Raw genomic sequence first — 21,282 nt, 5'->3', positions numbered from 1 at the left:
CACCCCGTCGCGCCATGGACATCCTCTTCCTCCTCATCCCGCTGTCGGTCGGCCTCGGCCTGCTCATCCTGGGCGCGCTCGGCTGGGCCGTGTGGCGTGGCCAGTTCGACGGCATCGAGGCCGAAGGGCAGCGCATTCTCGACACGGATTGATGTTCATCAAGCCCGCTGTCGCGCAGCGGCTGGAAACTGCGCGCGTCACCTCAAGGCAATCCCGATGAACGAGCAAACTCCTCCAGTCCCCTACCACGACACCGTGGTGCGGCAGTTCACGCTGATGGCCGTCGTCTGGGGCGTGGTGGGCATGCTGGTCGGCGTGTTCATCGCGGCCCAGCTGGCCTGGCCGGAACTGAACTTCGGCATCCCCTGGCTCAGCTATGGCCGCCTGCGACCGCTGCACACCAATGCGGTGATCTTCGCATTCGGCGGCTGCGCGCTGTTCGCCACCAGCTACTGGTGCGTGCAGCGCACCTCCCAGGTCCCGCTGTTCATGCCGAAGCTGGCCTCGTTCACATTCTGGGGCTGGCAGGCGGTGATCGTCGCCGCTGCCATCAGCCTGCCGCTGGGCTACACCTCGGGCAAGGAGTACGCCGAACTCGAGTGGCCGATCGACATCCTGATCGCGGCGGTGTGGGTGTCGTACGCGGTCGTGTTCTTCGGCACGGTGGGCACGCGCAAGGTGCGGCACATCTACGTGGCCAACTGGTTCTACGGCTCGTTCATCCTCACCGTGGCCATCCTGCACATCGTCCAGAGCGCCGAGATTCCGGCCGGCTGGATGAAGTCGTACTCGGCGTACGCCGGCGTCCAGGACGCGATGGTCCAGTGGTGGTACGGCCACAACGCGGTCGGCTTCTTCCTCACCGCCGGCTTCCTGGGGATGATGTACTACTTCATCCCGAAGCAGGCCGAGCGGCCGGTCTACAGCTACCGGCTGTCGATCGTGCATTTCTGGGCCCTGATCTTCACCTACATGTGGGCGGGCCCCCACCACCTGCACTACACCGCGCTGCCGGACTGGACCCAGTCGGTCGGCATGCTGTTCTCGCTGATCCTGCTGGCGCCCAGCTGGGGCGGGATGATCAACGGCGTGATGACCCTGTCGGGCGCCTGGCACAAGCTGCGCGACGACCCCGTGCTGCGCTTCATGATCGTCGCGCTGTCGTTCTACGGCATGGCCACTTTCGAGGGGCCGATGATGTCGATCAAGACCGTCAATGCGCTGTCGCACTACACCGACTGGACGGTGGGCCACGTGCATGCCGGCGCGCTCGGCTGGGTCGGCCTGATCTCCATGGGCTGCCTGTATTTCCTGATCCCGCGCCTGTTCGGCCGCAAGGCCATGCATTCGGTGCCGGCCATCGAGCTGCACTTCTGGATCTCCACCATCGGCATCGTGCTGTACATCGCCGCCATGTGGATCGCCGGCGTGATGCAGGGCCTGATGTGGCGCGCCGTCAATGCCGACGGCACGCTGACCTACACCTTCGTCGAGGCGGTCAAGGCCACGTATCCCTTCTACGTGGTGCGCTTCCTGGGCGGCCTGCTGTACCTGGCCGGCATGGTGGTGATGGCCTGGAACACCTGGATGACCGTCGCCAACGGCCGCGCCGTCCGCTTCCACGTGCCGGCTGCCACCACTGGCGCCGCCGCCTGATCCGAAAGCTGCAAGCCCCATGAGCCACAACGCCACACCCGCCGCCGGTTTCACCCACGAGAAGGTCGAGACCAGCAATTTCCTCATGATCGTGCTGATCCTGCTGGTCGTCGCCGTCGGCGGCCTGGTGGAGATCGTGCCGCTGTTCTTCCAGAAGTCGACCACCGAGCCGGTGAACGGCGTCAAGCCCTACACCGCGCTGCAGCTGGCCGGCCGCGACATCTACGTGCGCGAGGGCTGCTTCACCTGCCACTCGCAGATGATCCGGCCGTTCCGCGCCGAGACGCTGCGCTACGGCCACTACTCGGTGGCCGGCGAATTTGTCTACGACCACCCGTTCCAGTGGGGCAGCAAACGCACCGGCCCCGACCTGCACCGCGTGGGCGGCAAGTACAGCGACGAGTGGCACCGCATCCACCTGAACAACCCGCGTGACGTGGTGCCCGAGTCCAACATGCCGGCCTACCCGTGGCTGGAGAAGACCCCGGCCGACGCCGCATCCATCGGCACCCACATGAAGGCCCTGCGGGCCGTGGGCGTGCCCTACACCGACCAGGAGATCGCCGACGGCGCCGCCCAGCTCAAGGGCAAGACCGAGGCCGATGCCCTCATCGCCTTCCTGCAGGCCCTGGGCCTGGCGCTCAAGTGACACCGGGACCGGCCGGGTGCGCAGCACCTGCCGCGTCCCCCGCTGAACAGGGACCCCACCATGGACATCACCACCCTGCGCATCGTGGCCACGCTGGCCTCGTTCGCCACCTTCATCGGCATCTTCGGCTGGGCCTGGATGCGCCGCAACCGGGACCGCTTCGAGGAGGCGGCCCGCCTTCCGTTCCAGGACGCGGAGTAGCGCCATGAGCGACTTCATCACTCCGTCCTGGTCGCTCTACGTGGCCGGCATGACCGTGGCGAGCATCCTCGCCTGCCTCATTCTGCTGTGGCTCACGGCGCGCAAGAAGATCGTCGGCGCCGACGACAACACCACCGGCCACGTCTTCGACGAGGACATCCGCGAGGGGAACAACCCGATGCCGCGCTGGTGGATGTGGCTGTTCGTCGCCACCATCGTCTTCTCCTTCGGGTACCTGGTGGCCTACCCGGGCCTGGGCTCCTACCAGGGCGAGCTGGGCTGGAGCTCCCGGGCCGAATACGAGGCGGAAGTCGACCGCAGCAACCGCGAGCTGGCGCCGCTGTACGCGCAGTTCACCGCCCGCAAGCCGGAAGAGGTGGCCGGCGACCCCCAGGCGATGGCCATCGGCGAGCGCCTGTTCATGAACAACTGCGCCCAGTGCCACGGCTCGGACGCGCGCGGCAGCAAGGGCTTCCCCAACCTGGCCGACGGCGACTGGCTGCACGGCGGCTCGCCGCAGAAGATCGCCGAGACCATCAAGGGCGGCCGCCAGGGCGCCATGCCCCCGATGGCGGCGGCAGTCGGTTCGGCCGACGACGTGCGGAACGTCGCCCACTACGTGCTGTCGCTGTCCAACAGCCCGCACGACTCGGTGCGGGCCCAGCTCGGCAAGTCGAAATTCACGGCCTGCGCCGCCTGCCACGGCATGGACGGCAAGGGCAACGCGGCCCTGGGCGCGCCCAACCTCACCGACGACGTCTGGCTGCACGGCTGGGGCGAGCAGGCCATCGTGGCCATGATCAACAACGGCAAAACCAACGTCATGCCGGCCCAGGCCGGCAAGCTGACCGACGCCCAGATCCACGTGCTGGCGTCGTACGTCTGGGGGCTGTCGAACAGGCCGCCGGGGACCAAGCCCTGAGCGGGGGGCGTCGCGGCGGCCATCGCCGTCACGGGGGGCCTGACCCGGATGCGCGTCATGGCGGGATCGACCCAGATGCTCGTCATTGCGGGCTCGACCCGCAATCCATCCCCGGGCCCTCGCGCACCGCCGGCGGTGGTCCGGGCGCCGGGCATGGATGCCGGGTCAAGCCCGGCATGACGACTTCCGGTGGGCCAGGCCCCGGCCAGACAGCTCAGCCTGGCTCGGCCAGACAGCTTAGCCAGTCCTGGACGACGCCCCGGCCAAGCCCGGCCGGCACCGGATTGGCCCGCATCTGATCTAGCGCAAGACCACGCGGCCGTTGCAGCGGCACCATGGGGGTGTCATGAGCCACAAGGTCATACCCATCGTCCCGGTTCCGGACGACACGCAGTCGCTGTACGAAGCGCAGAAGAAGATCCATCCGCGGGCCGTCACCGGCCGCTTCGCCAACTGGCGCTGGCTGTTCGTCTGGGCCACCCAGCTGGTCTTCTACGGCCTGCCCTGGATCCCCTGGGCCACCGAGCAGGGCACCCGGCAGGCCGTGCTGTTCGACCTGGCGTCGCGCCGGTTCTACCTCTTCGGGTACGTGCTGTACCCGCAGGACTTCATCTACCTCACCGGCCTGCTGGTGATCAGCGCGCTGTCGCTGTTCCTTTTCACGGCCGTGGCCGGGCGGCTGTGGTGCGGGTTCGCCTGTCCGCAGACGGTCTACACCGAGATCTTCCTGTGGATCGAGCGCAAGGTGGAGGGCGACCGCCCGCACCGGATCAAGCTCGACGCCGGCTCGCTCACCACCGAGAAGCTGGTCAAGAAGACCTTCAAGCACGTCCTGTGGGGCGGCTTCGCGATGTGGACCGGCTTCACCTTCGTCGGCTACTTCACGCCGATCACCGAGCTGGGGTTGGCGTTCCTGCAGACGCGGATGGGCTCCTGGGAAGTGTTCTGGGTGTTCTTCTACGCCCTGGCCACCTACGGCAACGCGGGCTTCCTGCGCGAGCAGGTGTGCAAGTACATGTGCCCGTACGCCCGTTTCCAGAGCGCGATGTTCGACGCCGACACCCTGATCGTCAGCTACGACACGGTGCGCGGCGAGCCGCGCGGCACCCGTGGCCGCAAGGACGACCTGGTCGCCAAGGGCCTGGGCTCGTGCATCGACTGCGGCCTGTGCGTGCAGGTCTGCCCGACCGGCATCGACATCCGCCAGGGCCTGCAGTACGAGTGCATCGGCTGCGCCGCCTGCGTGGACGTCTGCGACAGTGTCATGGACAAGATGGAGTACCCGCGCGGCCTGATCCGGTTCACCACCCAGAACGCGCTGGAGAAGGGCTGGACCGAGCACCGCATCGTGCAGCAGGTGCTGCGCCCGCGCATCCTGGTCTATGCCGCCGTGCTGGCCGCCCTGACCATCGGCCTGGCCACCAGCCTGATGCTGCGCACGCCGCTCAAGGTCGACGTGGTGCGCGACCGCGCGGCCCTGTCGCGCATCGTCGCCGGCGGCCGGCTGGAGAACGTCTACCGGCTGCAGGTGATGAACGCCACCGAGGAATCGCAGCGCTACCGCATCACCGCCGAGGGCCTGCCCGGCCTGGAAGTCGCTTCCGAGCCGCTGGTGGCGATCGGCCCCGCCGAGTCGCGCTGGGTGCCGGTGCGGGTGCAGATCCCGTACGGCGCGGCGACGCCCGGTTCGCACCCGATCCACTTCCGCATCGAGGCGATGGGCGCCGACGTGCACGTGAACGAGAAGTCCGTCTTCCTCGTGCCCCGCTGAAGAAGGAGAAGCCATCCATGAACGATCGTCCCGAGTTCCAGGGCCCGCCGCCGCGGCCGTGGTGGCGCCACGGCTATCTCTGGCTGGTGCTGGCCGGGCCGGCGGTGGTGGTGGTGGCGTCGTTCGTCACCTTCGGCATCGCCGTCCGCGGCGCCGACCCGGTGGTGGCGGAGGACTACTACCGGCGCGGCGTCGAGATCAACCGTCAACTCGCCCAGGAGCGGGCCCTCATGCCGGCCGCCCAGGCTCGCAACCATGCCGCCACGCCGACCGCGCAACCCTGAGGCCGCCCGCCCGGGCCGCCAGCTGATGGCCATCGCCTGGCCGTCGTTCCTGGCCGCCTGCCTGCTGCAGGCGGCGGTGTTCGCGGTGGTCGACCCGCTCGAGCTGCAATGGTTCGGGCAGCAGCTTGGCTGGTCGCGGCAGGCGGTGCATGCCGCGGCCTTCTTCCTGTTCTGGGCCGCCGCCATGCTGTCGAGCGCGGTGACGGCGCTGCTGGAGCTGTCCAAGGCCGAACTCGACGGCTGACGAAGGCGCGTGTGCTGTAATTTCCAGCACATGCCGAACCGGTTCACCTTCCAGAGCGACGACACCGTCGCCGCCCACCTCGCCGGCCTGCTCGACTCCGCCATGGACGCCATCCTCTCGGTGGATGAGCAGCAGCACATCGTCCTGTACAACCGCGCCGCCGAGAAGATCTTCGGCTGGACCGCCGCCGAGGCCATGGGCCAGCCGCTCGAGATCCTGCTGCCCACGCGCTTCCGGGCCGGCCACGCCGGATTCGTGCGCCGGTTCGGCCAGACCGGCGTCACCTCGCGCCGCATGGGCGACGGCACCGTGATCCTGGGCCAGCGCAAGGACGGCCGCGAGTTCCCGATGGACGCCTCGATCTCGCACCTGGACACGCCTACCGGCAAGCTCTACACCGTGATCCTGCGCGACGTCACCGAACGGGTGCGCAGCCGCGAGGAGCTGGCCCTGTTCGCCGCCGAGGCCAGCGCCGTGCGCGAGCAGGAGAAGACCCGCATCGCGCGCGAGCTGCACGACGAACTGGCGCAGTCGCTCACCGCGCTGAAGATGGACACCATCTGGGTGCGCGAGCAGCTGCGCAGCGACCCGGACGGCGCCACCGCCAAGCTGTCGCAGATGCTCGCCCTGCTGGACGCCAGCGTCGCCGCCACCCGCCGCATCGCCGCCGACCTGCGGCCGCTGCTGCTGGACGACCTGGGGCTGGCGCCGGCCGTCGAGTGGCTGGTGCAGAACTTCAGCCAGCGCACCGGTGTGGCGTGCCAGCTGGACATCGACGAATCGCTCGAACTCGACGAGCCATATGCCACCGCCGTGTTCCGCATCGTGCAGGAGTCACTGGCCAACGTCGGCAAGCACGCGCAGGCCACGCAGGTGCGCGTGCGCGTCGCCCCCGAGGGCCGCGAGATGGTGCTGGTGGTCGAGGACGACGGCGTCGGCTTCGCCGCCGACGGGCCGCGCAAGCCCAACTCGCTCGGCCTGGTGGGCCTGCGCGAACGGGCCCACCTGCTGCAGGGGCGGGTGGAGGTGCGCAGCGTGCCGGGGCAGGGCACGCGGGTCGAGGCCCGCATTCCCGTGCGGGAGGCCGCATGATCCGCATCGTCATCGCCGACGACCACGCCATCGTGCGCGAAGGCCTCAAGCGCATCGTGTCGGACGCGCCGCAGCTGCAGGTGGTGGGCGAGGCCGCCGACGGCACCGAGGTCATGCAGCGGGTGCGCGAGCTCGACTTCGACGTGCTGGTGCTGGACCTGTCCATGCCCGGGCGCAGCGGCATGGAGCTGATCAAGCTGGCCAAGGCCGAAAAGCCGCGGTTGCGCATCCTGGTGCTGTCGATGCACCAGGAGACGCAGTACGCGGTGCGCGCCATCCGCTCCGGCGCCAGCGGCTACCTCACCAAGGAGAGCGCGCCGGCGCAGCTGGTGCAGGCGCTGGCCAAGATCGCGGGCGGCGGCGCCTACATCAGCGCCGAGGTGGCCGAGCAGCTGGCCCTGGGCGCCATGCCCGGTGCCGCCGCCGCGGCGCCGCACGAATCGCTGTCGCACCGCGAGTTCGAGGTCATGCGCCGGCTGGCCGCCGGCGAGAGCGTCACCGACATCGCGACCGGGCTCAGCCTGTCGGTCAAGACCGTCAGCACCCACAAGGCCAACGGCATGGCCAAGCTGGGACTGCAGAACCAGACCGACCTGGTTCGCTACGCCCTGCGGCACGGCCTGATCGACGCCGGCTGAACGGAGGCCGGGGGGCAGGGCGCCTAGGACGATTCCTAGGGTCCCTCGGACTGCAGGCCGGCCAGCACCGGAGTCCTCCGAGCCGCGCATTCAGCGCGCGCCGATGGTGGCGAGGCCCTGCGCCGGGCACAGTGGATTCCATGCCCGCCGCCCCTTTGCACGTCGCCCCGCCGCCCCGGATCTTCCTGGCCGACGACTCGCCCGCCATCCGCGAGCGGGTCGCCGACCTGCTGGTGCGCCGCGCGATGCATGTGGTGGGCGAGGCCGCCACGCCCCAGGCGTCCATCGAGGGCATCCTGGCCGCGCGCCCCGACGTCGTCGTGCTCGACGTCCATCTCGAGGGCGGCACCGGCCTGCAGGTGCTGCGGGCGGTGCGCGAGGCGCAGCCCGGCATCGCCTTCGTCGTCTTCTCCAACAACGCCAGCGCGCCGTATCGCAAGCGCTACCTCGGCGAGGGCGCGCTGCGATTCCTCGACAAGAGCAGCGAGTTCGACCAGCTCGCCGGCGCCGTGGCCGAAGCCTCGGCCGCCGCCCTCCACTGAATGTCGCGCCAGGAGTCCATCATGTCCACCGCCACCCTCGAAGCGCGCACCGCGCCGCTGCACTACATCTCGCCCGCCGAGTTCCGCGCCAGGCCGGCGGCGACGCTGACGACCCTGTGCTCGAGCTGCCACCTGAAGGACCTATGCCTGCCGTGCGGCATGAGCGCACCCACCGTGGAGCGCCTGGACGGCCTGCACTTCGGCCGCCGGCGCGTGAAGGCCGGCCAGGCGCTGTACCGTGCCGGTGAACCCTTCCAGACCATCTACGCGGTGCGCAGCGGCACCTTCAAGTCCAGCCTGACGGTCGCCGACGGCCGCGAGCAGGTGAGCGGCTTCTCCATGGCCGGCGAGCTGATGGGCCTGGACGGCCTGGCCCAGGGCCGCCACGCCAGCACCGCCACCGCGCTGGAAGACGCCGAGATCTGCGCCATCCCCTACGACCACCTGATGGAGCTGTCGGCCGGCAGTTCGGAACTGCAGCGCGTGGTGGCCCAGCTGATGAGCCGCGAGATCGTGCGCGAGCACAGCCTGATGCTGCTGCTGGGCAGCATGAACGCCGAGGAGCGCCTGGCGTCCTTCCTGCTGAACATCTCGCAGCGCATGAAGGCGCGCGGCTGGTCGCCCAGCGAGTTCCACCTGCGCATGTCGCGCGCCGAGATCGGCAGCTACCTGGGCATGAAGCTGGAGACGGTGAGCCGCACCTTCTCGGCCTTCGTGCAGCAGGGGCTGCTGGCCGTCGACAAGCGGCATATCCGCATCCTCGACCTGGAGGCGCTGACCCGGACCTTCGAGGCGCGGTTGCAGTGAGCGGGGACCGCACGTTGACCTCCGTCAAGACCCCCGGCGCGCCGGGCGGGCACAGTGGCGACGTGACCACCGAGACCCCTGCCGTCCTGACGTCCGACCTGCTGCGCCGCTTCGACGTCACCGGGCCGCGCTACACCTCCTACCCCACCGCCGACCGCTTCGTCGAGGCCTGGGGGCCCGACGACCAGGCCCGCGCGCTGCGGGAGCGCCGCGGCGGCCCGGCGGCCGTCACGCTGCCGCTGTCGCTGTACGTGCACATCCCGTTCTGCGAGTCGGTCTGCTACTACTGCGCCTGCAACAAGATCGTCACCCGCCAGCACGGCCGCGCCGAGCCCTACCTGCGCGCGCTGGAGCGCGAGGCGTCGCTGCACACGGCGCTGATCGGCACCGGCCAGGCCGTGAGCCAGCTGCACCTGGGCGGCGGCACGCCCACCTTCCTGTCCGACGCCGAACTCGAGGGGCTGATGCGCATGCTGTCGCGCCACTTCCGGCTGGTGCCGGGCGGCGAGTTCTCGGTCGAGGTCGATCCGCGCACCGTCACGCGCGAGCGGCTCGCGCACCTGGCCAGGCTGGGCTTCAACCGCCTGAGCTTCGGCGTGCAGGACTTCGACCCCCAGGTACAGAAGGCCGTGCACCGCGTGCAGCCGGTGGAGCAGGTCGCGGCGCTGGTGCGCGATGCGCGCGAGCTGGGCTTCGAATCGCTCAACCTCGACCTGATCTACGGCCTGCCGCTGCAGACGCCGGCATCGTTCGCGCGCACCCTGGAACAGGTGCGCGAGCTGCGGCCCGACCGCATCGCGCTGTACGGGTACGCCCACCTGCCGGAGCGGTTCAAGCCGCAGCGGCGCATCGTGTCGGCCGACCTGCCGGACGCCGGCGCCAAGCTGGCCATGCTGGCGCAGTCGCTCGACACCCTGGGCGAGGCCGGCTACGTCTACATCGGCATGGACCATTTCGCGCTGCCGACCGATGCGCTGGCCGTGGCCAAGCGCCAGGGGCGGCTGCACCGCAACTTCCAGGGCTACAGCACCCAGCCCGACTGCGACCTGATCGGGCTGGGCGTGTCGGCCATCAGCCGCATCGGCCCGACCTACAGCCAGAACGCCAAGACGCTCGACGAGTACCAGGACCACCTGCAGCAGGGCCGCCTGCCGACCGCGCGCGGGCTGGCGATGGACCGTGACGACCTCGCGCGGCGGGCCGTGATCATGGCGCTGATGTGCCAGGGCGAGGTGCTGTTCGAGACCATCGAGGCGGCCTGCCTGCTCGATTTCGCCAGCTACTTCGGACCCGAGCTGCAGCGCCTGCGTGAGCTCGAGGACCAGGGCCTGGTGCGGGTCGACGCCACCGGCATCCGCGTGACGCCGGCCGGCTGGTACGTGGTGCGGGCGGTCGCCATGGTGTTCGACCGCTACCTGCAGGCCGACCGCCAGCGCGCGCGCTTCTCGCGCATCCTCTGAGCCGGAGCCGCGCATGGCCACCACCCTGGTCGCGACCGCCTTCCTGATGGGGCTGGCCGGGGGCCCTCATTGCGCCGCCATGTGCGGCGCCGCCTGCGCCGGCATCGCGCGGGCCGGCGCCGGTTCGCCCGCGGGCCGGGCCTGGACCTTCCAGGCCGGCCGGCTGCTGGGCTATTCCGCCGCGGGCGCCACGGTCGCGCTGGCGGCCCAGAGCCTGTCCTGGATGGCGCAACAGACGGCGGCGCTGCGGCCGGCCTGGACCCTGCTGCACCTGGCGGTGTTCGGCTGGGGGCTGGCGCTGCTGGTGCTGGCGCGGCAGCCGGCGTGGATGGACAGTGCCGGGCGCTCGGTCTGGTCGCGCGTGCGGCCCTGGGTGGGAGGGCGCGGCGGCGTGTTCGGCGCCGGCCTGCTGTGGACATTCATGCCGTGCGGTCTGCTGTACTCGGCCCTGCTGGTCGCGTCGCTGGCCGGCGGGCCGCTCGACGGCGCGCTGGCGATGGCCCTGTTCGCGAGTGGCAGCGCGCTGTCGCTGTGGGCCGCGCCTCGGCTGTTCGCGGTGCTGCGCGAGCGTGGCGACCGCTGGCGTCGCGACGGCGGCACCCGCCTCGCCGGGGCGGCCCTGGCCGGCGTGTCGGCCTGGGCCCTGTGGGCGGACACGGCCCACCGCATCGCCGAGTGGTGCGCCACCGCCTTGTGAGGGCGCCGGCGGGCGCCTAGCTATACAGCCTTGTTCTAGCTGTTAGCCCCGGCCGCCCATTCCGGTCGAGGCGGGGCGCCGCGCACAATGGCGGCCATCCAAGGAGACCCGCATGACGCAACCCGTCCGTATCGCCCTCGCCGGTCCCGGCGCCTTCGGCATCAAGCACCTCGACGGCCTGAAGCTCATCGACGGCGTGGAGATCACGTCCATCATCGGCCGCGAGCTGCCCAAGGCGCAGGAAGTGGCCGCCAAGTACGGCGCCCGGCATGTCACCACCAACCTCGACGAGGCGCTGGCCCGCCCCGACGTCGACGCCGTCATCCTGTGCACGCCGACGCAGTTGCACGCGCAGCAGTCGATCGCCGCGATGAAGGCGGGCAAGCACGTGCAGGTCGAGATCCCGCTGTGCGACAAGCTGGCCGACGGTCGGCAGGTGGTGGAGATGCAGAAGAAGACCGGCCTGGTGGCCATGGTCGGCCACACCCGCCGCTTCAATCCCAGCCACCAGTACGTGCACCAGAAGATCCAGTCCGGCGCGTTCAACATCCAGCAGATGGACGTGCAGACCTACTTCTTCCGCCGCACCAACACCAACGCGCTGGGCCAGGCGCGCAGCTGGACCGACCACCTGCTGTGGCACCACGCCGCCCACACGGTGGACCTGTTCCAGTACCAGACCGGCAGCAAGGTCGTGAAGGCCAACGCGGTGCAGGGCCCCGTCCATCCCACGCTGGGCATCGCCATGGACATGAGCATCCAGCTCAAGACCGAGAGCGGCGCCATCTGCACGCTGTCGCTGTCGTTCAACAACGACGGCCCGCTGGGCACGTTCTTCCGCTACATCGGCGACACCGCCACCTACCTCGCGCGCTACGACGACCTGTACAACGGCAAGGAGGAGAAGATCGACGTCTCCAAGGTCGACGTCTCCATGAACGGCATCGAGCTGCAGGACCGCGAGTTCATTGCCGCCATCCGCGAGAAGCGCGAGCCGAATTCGTCGGTGGGCAAGGTCTTTCCCTGCTACGACGTGCTGGATCAGCTGGAGCGGCAACTGGCGTAAGGTTGACCAGGGCAGGGCGCTAGTCCAGGGCAATGCGCCTGTCCAGGGCGGGGCGCGGCAGGTGGTGCCTGGCAGGGCCTCATGGTGTGCCGGTCGCGGCTTTTCTTCGCTCGCCGCGACTGCGCTGCGCCTAGCACCGGGCCGGGCTTGCCGGCTCAAACTCACTGCGCGCTACGCGCTCCGTTCAAACAATGAGCCGGAGCCAGTTCACGATGCGCGCTGGCGCGCGCTCCGCCCGGCCCAGTCCGTCTCCGCCGTCCCACAAATCGACCCTGCCAGGCACCACCTGCCGCGTGGACACGCTCTGCTCGATCGAGGAAGGGCGCGTCATGAGCTCGGCCTCGCAGTTCCCGCTTTGGCAAGACAACATCAAGGTAGCTGCTGTGGCGAAGACTCTGCGGCATCTCCGCAACCCCGACGCCAGCAATCCGGCGCGGCCGCTGCACCTTGAAGCTCCGCCCCCTCTCCCCCTCGGGGGAGAGGGTTGGGGTGAGGGGGCTCCCTGCTTGGGTCCCCGGTACCCAGTGCCGGATGAGGGGGTTCGCTGCTCGGGAATGGGCCTTTCCAACGGGCGCTAAGCTTCCTCCCCCCACGACCTCGATCAAGACACATGCGTAGTATCAACCTCGGCCCTTTCAAAGTCTCCGCGATCAGTCTCGGGTGCATGAACCTCAGCCATGCCTATGGCAAGCCGCCGTCGGCGCAGCAGGGCGAGCGGGTCCTGCTGGCCGCCCTCGATGCCGGTGTGACGCTGTTCGACACCGCCGCGCTGTACGGGTTCGGCGCCAACGAGACGCTGGTCGGCCGGGTGCTCAAGGCGCACCGCAGCCGGTTCACCCTGGCCAGCAAGGGCGGGATGGGGGGCGTGGCGGGGGACGACGGGGTGGTGCGCCGGGTCATCGATGGCCGGCCCGAGGCGATCCGGCGCAACTGCGAGGACAGCCTGCGGCGGCTGCAGACCGACGTCATCGACCTGTACTACCTGCACCGCTGGGACAAGAAGGTGCCGGTGGAGGAGAGCGTCGGCGCGCTGGCCCGGCTGGTGGAGCAGGGCAAGGTGCGCACCATCGGCCTGTCGGAAGTGTCGGCGGCCACCATCCGCAAGGCGCATGCCGTGCACCCGGTCACGGCGGTGCAGACCGAGTACTCGCTGTGGACGCGCAATCCCGAGATCGCCGTGCTGGATGCCTGCGAGGAACTGGGCGCGACCTTCGTGGCCTTCAGCCCGGTGGCGCGCGGCTTCCTGTGCGATGCGCTGCACGACGTGACGACGCTGGACGCCAAGGACATCCGGCGCGCCATGCCGCGCTTCGAGCCGGCCCACTACGCGAGGAACCTGGCGCTGCTCCCGGGCTACAAGGCGCTGGCGCAGGAGGCCGGCTGCACGCCCGCGCAGCTGGCGCTGGCCTGGCTGCTGCACAAGCGGCCGTTCATCCTGCCGATTCCCGGGACGACCAGCGTCGACCACCTGCACGAGGACCTGGCCGCCGCCGACGTGCGGCTCGCGCCGGACCTGCTGCAGCGGCTGGAGGCCCACATCAACCAGGACACAGTCAGCGGCCACCGCTACAGCGCGCAGGCACGCACCGAGGTCGACACCGAGGACTACCCGGACCAGGCCGGCTAGTCGGCCGCTGCATCCGCCGGCGTGCGGGCCGGCACGCGCGGCCGGTGCAGCACGGCGATGCCGGCGCCGACCAGCAGCACGATCCCGAGCGACGCCAGCACGTTCGGCACGTCGCCCCACACGAGGTAGCCCAGCACAAGCGCGACCAGCAGCCCGCTGTAGCGGAACGGGGCGACCACGCTCATCTCGCCGGCGCGCATGCTCACCGTCAGCAGGAAGTAGCCGATGCTCAGCAGCACGCCGGCCGCGGCCAGCAGGCCGAGCTGCGCGGCGTTGACCGCCTGCCACGTGTGCCCCAGCCCCCAGGCGCCGGCCAGCAGCGTGACCGCGACCGCCGTGCTTAGCGTGATCAGGATCGAGGGCACGCGGACGTCGATCAGCCGGGTGGTGAAGTCGCGGGCCGCGTGCAGCAGCGTGCCGGCCAGGCACAGCACGGCCCAGCCGTTGAAGGCCGCGCCGCTCGGCTGCACGACCAGCAGCACGCCGGAGAAGCCGGCCGCGATGGCCAGCCAGCGGCCCGGGCTGACGCGTTCGCGCAGGGCGACCACCGCGACCAGCGTGAGGATCAGCGGCGTGGCCATGTTGATCGCCGTGGCGTTGGCGATCGGCAGGTGGAACAGCGAGCTCAGATAGACCAGGGTGGCGAACGCGTCGAAGCCCGCGCGCAGCACCACCTTGCGTTCGGCCAGTTGCGGCAGCTGGCGCAGCGCGCCCATCGCGCCCGCCACCGCCGTGAGCAGCACGATGGAGAACACGCCGCGCAGGAAGATCAGCTCGGAGGCCGGCAGCGTCTGGCTGACGTACTTGACCAGGGTGTCGTTGGCGATGAACGCCGCCATGGCGCCCGCCATCGCGAGCACGCCGCGCGAGTTGGCGGCCCGCAGGGCGTCGGACGAAGTCGGCGGGGTCAGTGCTTGCCGCCCTGCGGCCCGGCGCTGGCCATGATCTTGTCGGTGTAGGCGATGGCCATGGCCGACAGCAGGAAGGTGATGTGGATCACGGTCTGCGCGACCAGCACGCGGTCGCTGTAGTTGTCGGCGTTGATGAAGGTCTTGAGCAGGTGGATCGAGCTGATGCCGATGATGGCCGTGGCCAGCTTGACCTTGAGCACCGAGGCGTTCACGTGGCTCAGCCATTCGGGCTGGTCGGGGTGCCCTTCCAGGTTCATGCGGCTGACGAAGGTCTCGAACCCGCCCACGATCACCATGATCAGCAGGTTGGAGATCATCACCACGTCGATGAGTGCCAGCACCACCAGCATGATCACGGTCTCGTTGAGCGAGCCGATCGGTGCGGTGGTCTTGTAGCCGATGCTGTTCACCAGCTGCTGCAGCGCCGCCTGGCTGCCGGCGGCGGCCTCGACCAGGTGCCACAGCTCCAGCAGGAAGTGCACCACGTACACGGCCTGCGCCACGATGAGGCCCAGGTACAGGGGCAGCTGCAGCCAGCGGCTGGCGAAGATCAGGCCGGGCAGGGGGCGCAGCGGCGAGCTGCTGCCTCGCAGGGGAGTGGGGTCTTGCATCAGGGGTTCGTCGTGGGGGGCGCGCGGATTGTAGTTTTGCCGCATGACAGTCCCGCCGGGTTCGCGGTAACTTGTCGATCCGGCGCCAGTCAGGGGCTTGTAAGAGCTTGGCCGGACAGTACGCCGCGAGTTCCAAAACCCAGTCGGAGACAGCAGCATGAGTGCCATCGAGTCGGTCCTGGTCGAAAACCGCGTGTTCCCGCCGCCCGAGGCGGCCGTCCGGGGCGCCCGCATCGCCGGCATGGCCGCCTACGAGGCCCTGTGCCAGGAGGCCGAGCGCGACTTCGAGGGCTTCTGGGCCCGCCTCGCACGCGAGAACGTGCAGTGGACCAAGCCCTTCACCCGGACGCTGGATGAGTCGAACGCGCCGTTCTACAAGTGGTTCGACGACGGCGAGCTCAACGCGTCGGCCAACTGCCTGGACCGCCACGTCGGCACGCCGGTGGAGAACAAGACGGCCATCGTCTTCGAGGCCGACGACGGCGCCGTCACCAGGGTCACCTACAAGGAATTGCTGGCCCGCGTGGGCCGCTTCGCCAATGCGCTGAAGGCCCAGGGCATCCGCAAGGGCGACCGCGTCATCATCTACATGCCCATGACCATCGAGGGCGTGGTGGCCATGCAGGCCTGCGCCCGCATCGGCGCCACCCACAGCGTGGTGTTCGGCGGCTTCTCGGCCAAGGCGCTGAACGAACGCATCATCGACGCCGGCGCGGTGGCGGTCATCACGGCCAACTACCAGATGCGCGGCGGCAAGGAGCTGCCGCTCAAGGCCATCGTCGACGAGGGCGTGGCCATGGGCGGCTGCGACTCGCTCAAGTCGGTGCTGGTCTACATGCGCACGCCCACGGCCTGCAACATGGTGGCCGGCCGCGACCGGACCTTCGACGAGGTGCTGCAGGGCCAGCCGGACGCCTGCGCGCCGGAGGCCGTCAACGCCGAGCACCCGCTGTTCATCCTCTACACCTCGGGGTCGACCGGCAAGCCCAAGGGCGTGCAGCACTCCACCGGCGGCTACCTGCTGTGGGCCAAGCTCACCATGGACTGGACGTTCGACCTGCGTCCGGACGACGTGTTCTGGTGCACCGCCGACATCGGCTGGATCACCGGCCACACCTACGTCGCTTACGGGCCGCTGGCGGCCGGCGCCACCCAGGTCATCTTCGAGGGCGTGCCGACCTACCCGAACGCGGGACGCTTCTGGCAGATGATCGAACGGCACAAGGTCACGATCTTCTACACCGCGCCCACCGCCATCCGCTCCCTGATCAAGGCCGCCGAGACCGATGCCGCGGTGCACCCGAAGCAGTCGGACCTGTCGTCGCTGCGCATCCTGGGCAGCGTGGGCGAGCCGATCAACCCGGAGGCCTGGATGTGGTACCACCGGAACGTCGGCGGCGAGCGCTGCCCCATCGTCGACACCTTCTGGCAGACCGAGACCGGCGGCCACATGATCACGCCGCTGCCGGGCGCCACGCCGCTGGTGCCGGGCTCGTGCACGCTGCCGCTGCCGGGCATCATGGCGGCCATCGTCGACGAGACCGGCAAGGACATCCCGAACGGCGCCGGCGGCATGCTGGTGGTCAAGCGGCCGTGGCCGTCCATGATCCGCACCATCTGGGGCGACCCGGACCGCTTCCGCAAGAGCTACTTCCCCGAGGAGATGGGCGGCAGGCTCTATCTGGCGGGCGACGGCGCGGTGCGCAGCGCCGACCGCGGCTACTTCCGCATCACCGGCCGCATCGACGACGTGCTCAACGTCTCGGGCCACCGGCTGGGCACGATGGAGATCGAATCGGCGCTGGTCGCCAAGACCGACCTGGTGGCCGAGGCCGCCGTGGTGGGCCGTCCCGACGACCTGACCGGCGAGGCGGTGTGCGCCTTTGTCGTGCTCAAGCGCCCGCGGCCCGTCGGCGACGAGGCCCGGCAGATCGCCAACGACCTGCGCAACTGGGTGGCCAAGGAGATCGGCCCGATCGCCAAGCCCAAGGACATCCGCTTCGGCGACAACCTGCCCAAGACGCGCAGCGGCAAGATCATGCGTCGCCTCCTGCGCAGCATCGCCAAGGGCGAAGCCATCACCCAGGACACCAGCACATTAGAGAATCCGGCGATCCTCGATCAGCTGGCGGAACGCCTCTGATTCAGGCCGGCTGAAGGCCGGGGCCGCGCAGCGGCCGGCGGGCCTATCGCGAGGCGATGTGACGTGCCGGCAAAACCCCGCGATCCTCGATCAGCTGGCGGACCGCCCCTGAACGAGGCAGCCCTCATGGGCGCCTTGACACAGACGTTACGGCAGCGGCCGCGCAACGCCGGCTGATCGCCGTCAGAGTCGTCCTGTTGCGCGCGCACTGGCAGCGCGCCAGGAGGATGCGATGCAGTCCACATCCCCATCCCGGCCGGAGGGACCGCTCGGCAGCCGATGCCGGCGGTGGCTGGTGGCCGGCGCGCTCGCCGCCGTCGTAGCCGCGTGCGGCGGCGGATCCGGCGACGATGCCGGGCGGCAGGTCACGGGCGCGAGCACCAGCACCGGCGCACCGGCAGCGCTGGGCACGGCGCCGGGCAACGGGACGGCCGTGCCGATCACCCCGTCGCCCACGCCCGCCCCCACGGCCACGACCACCTTCACCGTGCGCGTGCTCGACGCCGATGGCCAGGCCGGCCCGCTGGCGCTCAACGCGGCCGGCCAGGTGGCGTTCACCGTGGCACGCAACGACGGCCTGCGGGCCATGGTGTTCAACGGCACGTCGGTGGTCGAGGTCGCCGGGCCCACCTCGCGCGCCACGGCGCTCAATGCCAATGGCCAGGTGACCGGCGAGATCCGGTCGGCGTCGGGGGGCTCGCGCGCCTACCTGTGGACGGCGCCGGGTCCCGCGACCGACCTGGCGACGGCGTCGGGGAACACGTCGATCGGCGAGGCCGTGAACGCGGCCGGCCAGGTGACGGGCTCGCTGACGGTCGGGTCGCAGCGGGCCCGGGCGTTCCTCTGGTCGCCCACGACGCCCATGGCCCTGCTGGAGAACATCGGCGGCGCCACCAATCCCACCGGCTCGTCGGAGGCGGTGCAGATCAACGAGGGCGGTGCCGTGATCGGCAACGCGACCACGCCGACCGGCGCGGTGCACGCGGTGCAGTGGCGCACCGGCCAGCGCGTCCGCGACCTGGGGACGCTGGGCGGCCGCGACTCGTCGGCCCGCGCCACCAACACCGCCGGCGACGTCGTCGGCCATGCCGACACGGCGGTGCTGGGCCAGCGGCTGGCCTTCGTCGCCACCGTCGCGGGCACCATGCGCAGCCTGGGCGCGCTGGGCGGGAAGAACTCGTCGGCGGCCGCGATCAACGACCTGGGCCAGGTGGCCGGCGAGGCCGAGACCACGGCCAACGCGACGCGGGCCTTCTTGTGGGAGCCCACCGGCGGCGGGACGATGCGCAACCTCGGGACGCTGGGCGGCGCGAATTCGACTGCGGTGGCGATCGGCCCCACCGGGCAGGTCTGCGGCTCGTCCGAGACCGCCGACGGCCTGCCGCATGCGTTCCTGTGGAGCGTGGCCGAGGGCATGGTCGACCTGAACAACCGGCTCGCGTCGGCGTCCGCCGGGCTGGTGGTGCAGCACTGCATCGCGCTGGCGGGCCGTTCGGTGCTGGCGTTGTCGACAGCCGGGCTGGTGCTGCTCCAACCCACGCCGGCCCGCTGAGCCCCCACGTCGGCAGGGGTGCCGGCGCGTGACCTGCAGGGGTGTGGACAGGCGATGCGTCAGCACATCCGACGCCACCGCGCGCCAACGAAAAAGGCCCGCTTGCGCGGGCCTTGTTGCGGGGGAGCCGGTTCAGCTCACTTCTGGGTGAGCACCCAGGCTGCCAGCTTCTTGGCTTCGGCCTCGTTGACCTGCGGGTTGGCGGGCATGGGCACCGGGCCCCAGACGCCGGAGCCACCCTTCATGATCTTGGCTGCCAGCTTGTCGGCCGCATCCTTCTGGCCGGCGTACTTGGCCGCGACTTCCTTGTAGGCCGGACCGACGAGTTTCTTGTCCACCGCATGGCAGGTCATGCAGTTCTTGGCGGTGGCCAGGGCCTGGTCGGCCAGCACCGGGCCGGCCATGACGACGGCGGAGGCCAGGACGATCAGCGCACGCTTCATGGAAGAGATCCTCTGTGGTTGGGTTACAGTCGTTCAACGCGATTGTAGTGATGGTGGTTGACCCCCCTGGTGTCGCCCCCATGAACCCGGTGTAAAGCGGCCCCTGGCGGCCGGCGGAGTTGGTGGATGCTGTTCCTGCTGCTGGGCCTGATCCTGTCGGGCCTCAAGTACCTCGAGATGACCCAGGTCGCCACCTGGCCCTGGTACGTGGTGCTGGCCCCGTTCGGCCTGGCCGTGCTCTGGTGGTCCTGGGCCGACTGGTCCGGCTACACCAAGCGCAAGGCGGTCGAAAAGGAAGAGGCCCGCAAGAAGGCGCGCATCGAGAAGAGCCGCGACAACCTCGGCCTCACCCCCGCCAGCCGCAGGAAGCGCTGACGGCCCCGCCGGGCCGGATTCCCGGCCGGCTCAGCCCATCTGCAACTGCTTGCGTCGCAAGGGCGTGAGCGCCGGCCCCTCGATCACCGTGCCGTCGGGCCGGAACCGGCTGCCGTGGCAAGGGCAGTCCCAGCTTGTCTCCACGCTGTTCCAGCGCACCTTGCAACCCAGGTGCGTGCACACGGGCGAGACGGCGAACAGCTCGCCGTCGGGCGCGCGGTAGGCGGCGAAGCTCTCGCCCTCGGCGACGACGATGGCGCTGTCGCCGACCGCCAGGCTGGCCAGCTTCTCGTGCTGGCCGCGCGTCAGCCAGCCTTGCGCCAGGGCCTTGGCGGTCGTGGCAGTTTCCTCGGCCAGCGCGCCGGCGCCCTTGACGGGCGTGAAGCGGCCGGGCGCGCAACGCTCGGCGAAAGCGTCCTGTCGGCCCGCCAGTTCCGCCGCGATGGCCTGTGCCGCCACCGTGCCCCAGGTGAGGCCATCGGTGGAAAAGCCGGTGGCGACGAAGCAGCCGGTGTGGTCGCGCCCGATGGAGGGCAGGCCGTCGTGGCTGCGGTAGTTCTGCGCCGACCAGCGGAACACCGCCCGGCCGGGCTCAAGGTGGCTGGTGGCGATGTGCTCGACGGCCATCAGCGCGGCCTTGGCATTGTGGGTGCCGGTCTTCTGCTCCGGTCCCACCGCGATGAGGTAGCGCTGGCCCTCGTGGCTGAGCATGCGGATCGACAGGCCCTCGTCGCCCTGCCACCAGTAGATGCCCGCGCCCGGATCGGCCGCGCCGGCCTCGAACGCAACGGCGTACTCGCGGTGCACCGGCATCTCGGCCTGCACCAGGTGGAAGCCCTTGGGCGAGTGGGTCGCCAGCACGATCTCGCCGGCGCGCACGCTGCCCGACGCGGTGCTCGCCGTGCGGCTGGCCCTGTCGAGGTCGATCACGCGCGAATGCTCGTGCACGGACACGCCGGCCTGCGCCGCGCGCTGGGCGAGCGCGGCCACGTAGGCCTGCGGCTGCAACTGGGCCTGGTCGTCCAGCACCAGGGCCGGGCCGACCGGTGGCGGCAGGCCGGCCGGCAGCGTGTCCTCCATCCGCACGAGGCAGCCGGCTGCGGCGAGCGCCCGCCGCTCCTGCTCGACCCGGTCCTGCCCGGATGCCTCGCGCACGTACAGCACCAGCGGACAGCGCGTGAAGAGGACCTGCGGCAGCTGGCGCGACTGGACCTCGATGAAGTCGATGGCCGCCTTGCGCCGCGCGACCACCTCGCGTGCCACGGCCGCGTCCCAGCGCGACGCGATGTCGGCCAGGCCCTGGCTGGTGGTGACGTAGAGGTTGCCGGTGGAGTGACCGGTGGCGCCGCTGCCGATCTCGTCCGCCTCCAGCAGCACGACCTTGCGGCCTTGCCCGGCCAGCAGCAGCGCCGTGGTCACGCCGGTGATGCCCCCGCCGACCACCAGCACGTCGCACTGCACGTCGCCCTGCAGCAAGGCAAAGCCGGGGCCGCGGGCCGTGCCGCGCCAGACGGAAGTGGTGTCCATGGTCGCTCCTGGATGGAGCAACCGATCCTAGGTTTCGGGCGGAAGCCGGGCTTGTAGGAAAAAA

At 70.2% G+C, this 21,282-nt stretch carries 23 protein-coding genes; 19 read left to right on the top strand and 4 right to left on the bottom strand.

Annotated features, from left to right (window positions below):
• The first annotated feature begins 14 nt into the window (after window positions 1-14).
• The 16 genes from ccoS (at window position 15) to GON04_RS18730 (ending at window position 13,656) form a co-directional block, all read left to right on the top strand.
• Window positions 15-152 (top strand): cbb3-type cytochrome oxidase assembly protein CcoS, encoded by a 138-nt coding sequence (gene ccoS, locus GON04_RS18805; protein ID WP_157399549.1) that lies wholly within the window; start codon window positions 15-17, stop codon window positions 150-152.
• Between the two features lie 64 nt (window positions 153-216).
• Window positions 217-1,656, top strand: a complete 1,440-nt coding sequence (ccoN, locus tag GON04_RS18800) for a cytochrome-c oxidase, cbb3-type subunit I (RefSeq protein ID WP_157399548.1) — start codon at window positions 217-219, stop codon at window positions 1,654-1,656.
• 19 nt (window positions 1,657-1,675) lie between these two features.
• Entirely contained in the window at window positions 1,676-2,305 is a 630-nt protein-coding gene (gene ccoO, locus GON04_RS18795; protein ID WP_157399547.1) for a cytochrome-c oxidase, cbb3-type subunit II, read from the top strand.
• A gap of 60 nt (window positions 2,306-2,365) precedes the next feature.
• Complete coding sequence (locus tag GON04_RS18790) at window positions 2,366-2,506, top strand: cbb3-type cytochrome oxidase subunit 3 (protein WP_157399546.1); 141 nt, start codon at window positions 2,366-2,368, stop codon at window positions 2,504-2,506.
• Between the two features lie 4 nt (window positions 2,507-2,510).
• Entirely contained in the window at window positions 2,511-3,428 is a 918-nt protein-coding gene (gene ccoP / locus GON04_RS18785) for a cytochrome-c oxidase, cbb3-type subunit III (RefSeq protein WP_157399545.1), read from the top strand.
• Window positions 3,429-3,774: 346 nt separating this feature from the next.
• Window positions 3,775-5,199: a cytochrome c oxidase accessory protein CcoG gene (gene ccoG / locus GON04_RS18780; protein ID WP_157399544.1), complete on the top strand. Its 1,425-nt coding sequence runs from the start codon at window positions 3,775-3,777 to the stop codon at window positions 5,197-5,199.
• A gap of 17 nt (window positions 5,200-5,216) precedes the next feature.
• Window positions 5,217-5,483 (top strand): FixH family protein, encoded by a 267-nt coding sequence (locus tag GON04_RS18775; protein WP_157399543.1) that lies wholly within the window; start codon window positions 5,217-5,219, stop codon window positions 5,481-5,483.
• Entirely contained in the window at window positions 5,455-5,727 is a 273-nt protein-coding gene (locus GON04_RS18770) for a hypothetical protein (protein ID WP_157399542.1), read from the top strand. The genes GON04_RS18775 and GON04_RS18770 overlap by 29 nt, the downstream gene beginning before the upstream one ends.
• A 30-nt stretch (window positions 5,728-5,757) precedes the next feature.
• A complete protein-coding gene (locus GON04_RS18765) occupies window positions 5,758-6,819 on the top strand; it encodes a PAS domain-containing sensor histidine kinase (protein ID WP_157399541.1) in 1,062 nt (353 codons plus the stop codon).
• The gene (locus GON04_RS18760; protein ID WP_157399540.1) at window positions 6,816-7,457 is read left to right on the top strand and encodes a response regulator; all 642 of its coding nucleotides are present in this window, start codon (window positions 6,816-6,818) and stop codon (window positions 7,455-7,457) included. Before GON04_RS18765 ends, GON04_RS18760 begins: the two co-directional genes overlap by 4 nt.
• A gap of 140 nt (window positions 7,458-7,597) precedes the next feature.
• Entirely contained in the window at window positions 7,598-7,999 is a 402-nt protein-coding gene (locus GON04_RS18755; RefSeq protein WP_157399539.1) for a response regulator, read from the top strand.
• Between the two features lie 21 nt (window positions 8,000-8,020).
• Window positions 8,021-8,806: a helix-turn-helix domain-containing protein gene (locus GON04_RS18750; protein ID WP_157399538.1), complete on the top strand. Its 786-nt coding sequence runs from the start codon at window positions 8,021-8,023 to the stop codon at window positions 8,804-8,806.
• Between the two features lie 62 nt (window positions 8,807-8,868).
• The gene (gene hemN / locus GON04_RS18745; protein ID WP_181653774.1) at window positions 8,869-10,266 is read left to right on the top strand and encodes an oxygen-independent coproporphyrinogen III oxidase; all 1,398 of its coding nucleotides are present in this window, start codon (window positions 8,869-8,871) and stop codon (window positions 10,264-10,266) included.
• 13 nt (window positions 10,267-10,279) lie between these two features.
• Window positions 10,280-10,963, top strand: a complete 684-nt coding sequence (locus GON04_RS18740; protein WP_157399537.1) for a sulfite exporter TauE/SafE family protein — start codon at window positions 10,280-10,282, stop codon at window positions 10,961-10,963.
• A 112-nt stretch (window positions 10,964-11,075) separates the two neighbouring features.
• A complete protein-coding gene (locus GON04_RS18735) occupies window positions 11,076-12,029 on the top strand; it encodes a Gfo/Idh/MocA family oxidoreductase (RefSeq protein WP_157399536.1) in 954 nt (317 codons plus the stop codon).
• Window positions 12,030-12,639: 610 nt separating this feature from the next.
• On the top strand, window positions 12,640-13,656 hold the full coding sequence (locus GON04_RS18730) for an aldo/keto reductase (protein ID WP_157399535.1): 1,017 nt from the start codon (window positions 12,640-12,642) through the stop codon (window positions 13,654-13,656).
• Here GON04_RS18730 and GON04_RS18725 read toward each other — a convergent pair.
• Together GON04_RS18725 and GON04_RS18720 are read right to left on the bottom strand one after the other, a co-directional pair.
• On the bottom strand, window positions 13,653-14,516 hold the full coding sequence (locus GON04_RS18725; protein WP_338051011.1) for a DMT family transporter: 864 nt from the start codon (window positions 14,514-14,516) through the stop codon (window positions 13,653-13,655). The genes GON04_RS18730 and GON04_RS18725 overlap by 4 nt on opposite strands.
• Window positions 14,517-14,563: 47 nt before the next feature.
• Window positions 14,564-15,178, bottom strand: coding sequence for a YqhA family protein (locus tag GON04_RS18720; RefSeq protein ID WP_157399533.1), 615 nt, complete (start codon window positions 15,176-15,178; stop codon window positions 14,564-14,566).
• Between the two features lie 157 nt (window positions 15,179-15,335).
• Between GON04_RS18720 and acs the strand changes: the two genes are divergently transcribed.
• Together acs and GON04_RS18710 are read left to right on the top strand one after the other, a co-directional pair.
• Window positions 15,336-17,321 (top strand): acetate--CoA ligase, encoded by a 1,986-nt coding sequence (acs, locus tag GON04_RS18715; RefSeq protein ID WP_157399532.1) that lies wholly within the window; start codon window positions 15,336-15,338, stop codon window positions 17,319-17,321.
• A 232-nt stretch (window positions 17,322-17,553) separates the two neighbouring features.
• On the top strand, window positions 17,554-18,873 hold the full coding sequence (locus GON04_RS18710) for a hypothetical protein (protein ID WP_157399531.1): 1,320 nt from the start codon (window positions 17,554-17,556) through the stop codon (window positions 18,871-18,873).
• 137 nt (window positions 18,874-19,010) lie between these two features.
• Here GON04_RS18710 and GON04_RS18705 read toward each other — a convergent pair whose 3' ends face one another.
• Window positions 19,011-19,316, bottom strand: a complete 306-nt coding sequence (locus tag GON04_RS18705) for a c-type cytochrome (RefSeq protein WP_157399530.1) — start codon at window positions 19,314-19,316, stop codon at window positions 19,011-19,013.
• A 126-nt stretch (window positions 19,317-19,442) separates the two neighbouring features.
• On the opposite strand from GON04_RS18705, the gene GON04_RS18700 reads away from it, so the two are divergent.
• A complete protein-coding gene (locus tag GON04_RS18700) occupies window positions 19,443-19,691 on the top strand; it encodes a TIGR04438 family Trp-rich protein (protein WP_157399529.1) in 249 nt (82 codons plus the stop codon).
• Window positions 19,692-19,721: 30 nt separating this feature from the next.
• On the opposite strand, the gene GON04_RS18695 is transcribed toward GON04_RS18700, so the two are convergent.
• The gene (locus GON04_RS18695; RefSeq protein WP_157399528.1) at window positions 19,722-21,218 is read right to left on the bottom strand and encodes an FAD-dependent oxidoreductase; all 1,497 of its coding nucleotides are present in this window, start codon (window positions 21,216-21,218) and stop codon (window positions 19,722-19,724) included.
• Between the last annotated feature and the right edge of the window lie 64 nt (window positions 21,219-21,282).

The sequence above is a fragment of the Ramlibacter pinisoli genome (genome assembly GCF_009758015.1).
Taxonomy (GTDB): Bacteria; Pseudomonadota; Gammaproteobacteria; order Burkholderiales; family Burkholderiaceae_C; genus Ramlibacter; species Ramlibacter pinisoli.
The sequence above is the reverse complement of the archived record's forward strand: the minus strand, read 5'-3'. Positions and strand labels throughout refer to the sequence as shown.

What these genes read in the sequence shown, in the direction of transcription:
- ccoS (WP_157399549.1), top strand. Translation starts at nt 15, where the DNA reads ATGGACATCCTCTTCCTCCTCATCCCGCTGTCGGTCGGCCTCGGCCTG.
- ccoN (WP_157399548.1), top strand. Translation starts at nt 217, where the DNA reads ATGAACGAGCAAACTCCTCCAGTCCCCTACCACGACACCGTGGTGCGG.
- ccoO (WP_157399547.1), top strand. Translation starts at nt 1,676, where the DNA reads ATGAGCCACAACGCCACACCCGCCGCCGGTTTCACCCACGAGAAGGTC.
- GON04_RS18790 (WP_157399546.1), top strand. Translation starts at nt 2,366, where the DNA reads ATGGACATCACCACCCTGCGCATCGTGGCCACGCTGGCCTCGTTCGCC.
- ccoP (WP_157399545.1), top strand. Translation starts at nt 2,511, where the DNA reads ATGAGCGACTTCATCACTCCGTCCTGGTCGCTCTACGTGGCCGGCATG.
- ccoG (WP_157399544.1), top strand. Translation starts at nt 3,775, where the DNA reads ATGAGCCACAAGGTCATACCCATCGTCCCGGTTCCGGACGACACGCAG.
- GON04_RS18775 (WP_157399543.1), top strand. Translation starts at nt 5,217, where the DNA reads ATGAACGATCGTCCCGAGTTCCAGGGCCCGCCGCCGCGGCCGTGGTGG.
- GON04_RS18770 (WP_157399542.1), top strand. Translation starts at nt 5,455, where the DNA reads ATGCCGCCACGCCGACCGCGCAACCCTGAGGCCGCCCGCCCGGGCCGC.
- GON04_RS18765 (WP_157399541.1), top strand. Translation starts at nt 5,758, where the DNA reads ATGCCGAACCGGTTCACCTTCCAGAGCGACGACACCGTCGCCGCCCAC.
- GON04_RS18760 (WP_157399540.1), top strand. Translation starts at nt 6,816, where the DNA reads ATGATCCGCATCGTCATCGCCGACGACCACGCCATCGTGCGCGAAGGC.
- GON04_RS18755 (WP_157399539.1), top strand. Translation starts at nt 7,598, where the DNA reads ATGCCCGCCGCCCCTTTGCACGTCGCCCCGCCGCCCCGGATCTTCCTG.
- GON04_RS18750 (WP_157399538.1), top strand. Translation starts at nt 8,021, where the DNA reads ATGTCCACCGCCACCCTCGAAGCGCGCACCGCGCCGCTGCACTACATC.
- GON04_RS18740 (WP_157399537.1), top strand. Translation starts at nt 10,280, where the DNA reads ATGGCCACCACCCTGGTCGCGACCGCCTTCCTGATGGGGCTGGCCGGG.
- GON04_RS18735 (WP_157399536.1), top strand. Translation starts at nt 11,076, where the DNA reads ATGACGCAACCCGTCCGTATCGCCCTCGCCGGTCCCGGCGCCTTCGGC.
- GON04_RS18730 (WP_157399535.1), top strand. Translation starts at nt 12,640, where the DNA reads ATGCGTAGTATCAACCTCGGCCCTTTCAAAGTCTCCGCGATCAGTCTC.
- GON04_RS18720 (WP_157399533.1), bottom strand. Translation starts at nt 15,178, where the DNA reads ATGCAAGACCCCACTCCCCTGCGAGGCAGCAGCTCGCCGCTGCGCCCC.
- acs (WP_157399532.1), top strand. Translation starts at nt 15,336, where the DNA reads ATGAGTGCCATCGAGTCGGTCCTGGTCGAAAACCGCGTGTTCCCGCCG.
- GON04_RS18710 (WP_157399531.1), top strand. Translation starts at nt 17,554, where the DNA reads ATGCAGTCCACATCCCCATCCCGGCCGGAGGGACCGCTCGGCAGCCGA.
- GON04_RS18705 (WP_157399530.1), bottom strand. Translation starts at nt 19,316, where the DNA reads ATGAAGCGTGCGCTGATCGTCCTGGCCTCCGCCGTCGTCATGGCCGGC.
- GON04_RS18700 (WP_157399529.1), top strand. Translation starts at nt 19,443, where the DNA reads ATGCTGTTCCTGCTGCTGGGCCTGATCCTGTCGGGCCTCAAGTACCTC.
- GON04_RS18695 (WP_157399528.1), bottom strand. Translation starts at nt 21,218, where the DNA reads ATGGACACCACTTCCGTCTGGCGCGGCACGGCCCGCGGCCCCGGCTTT.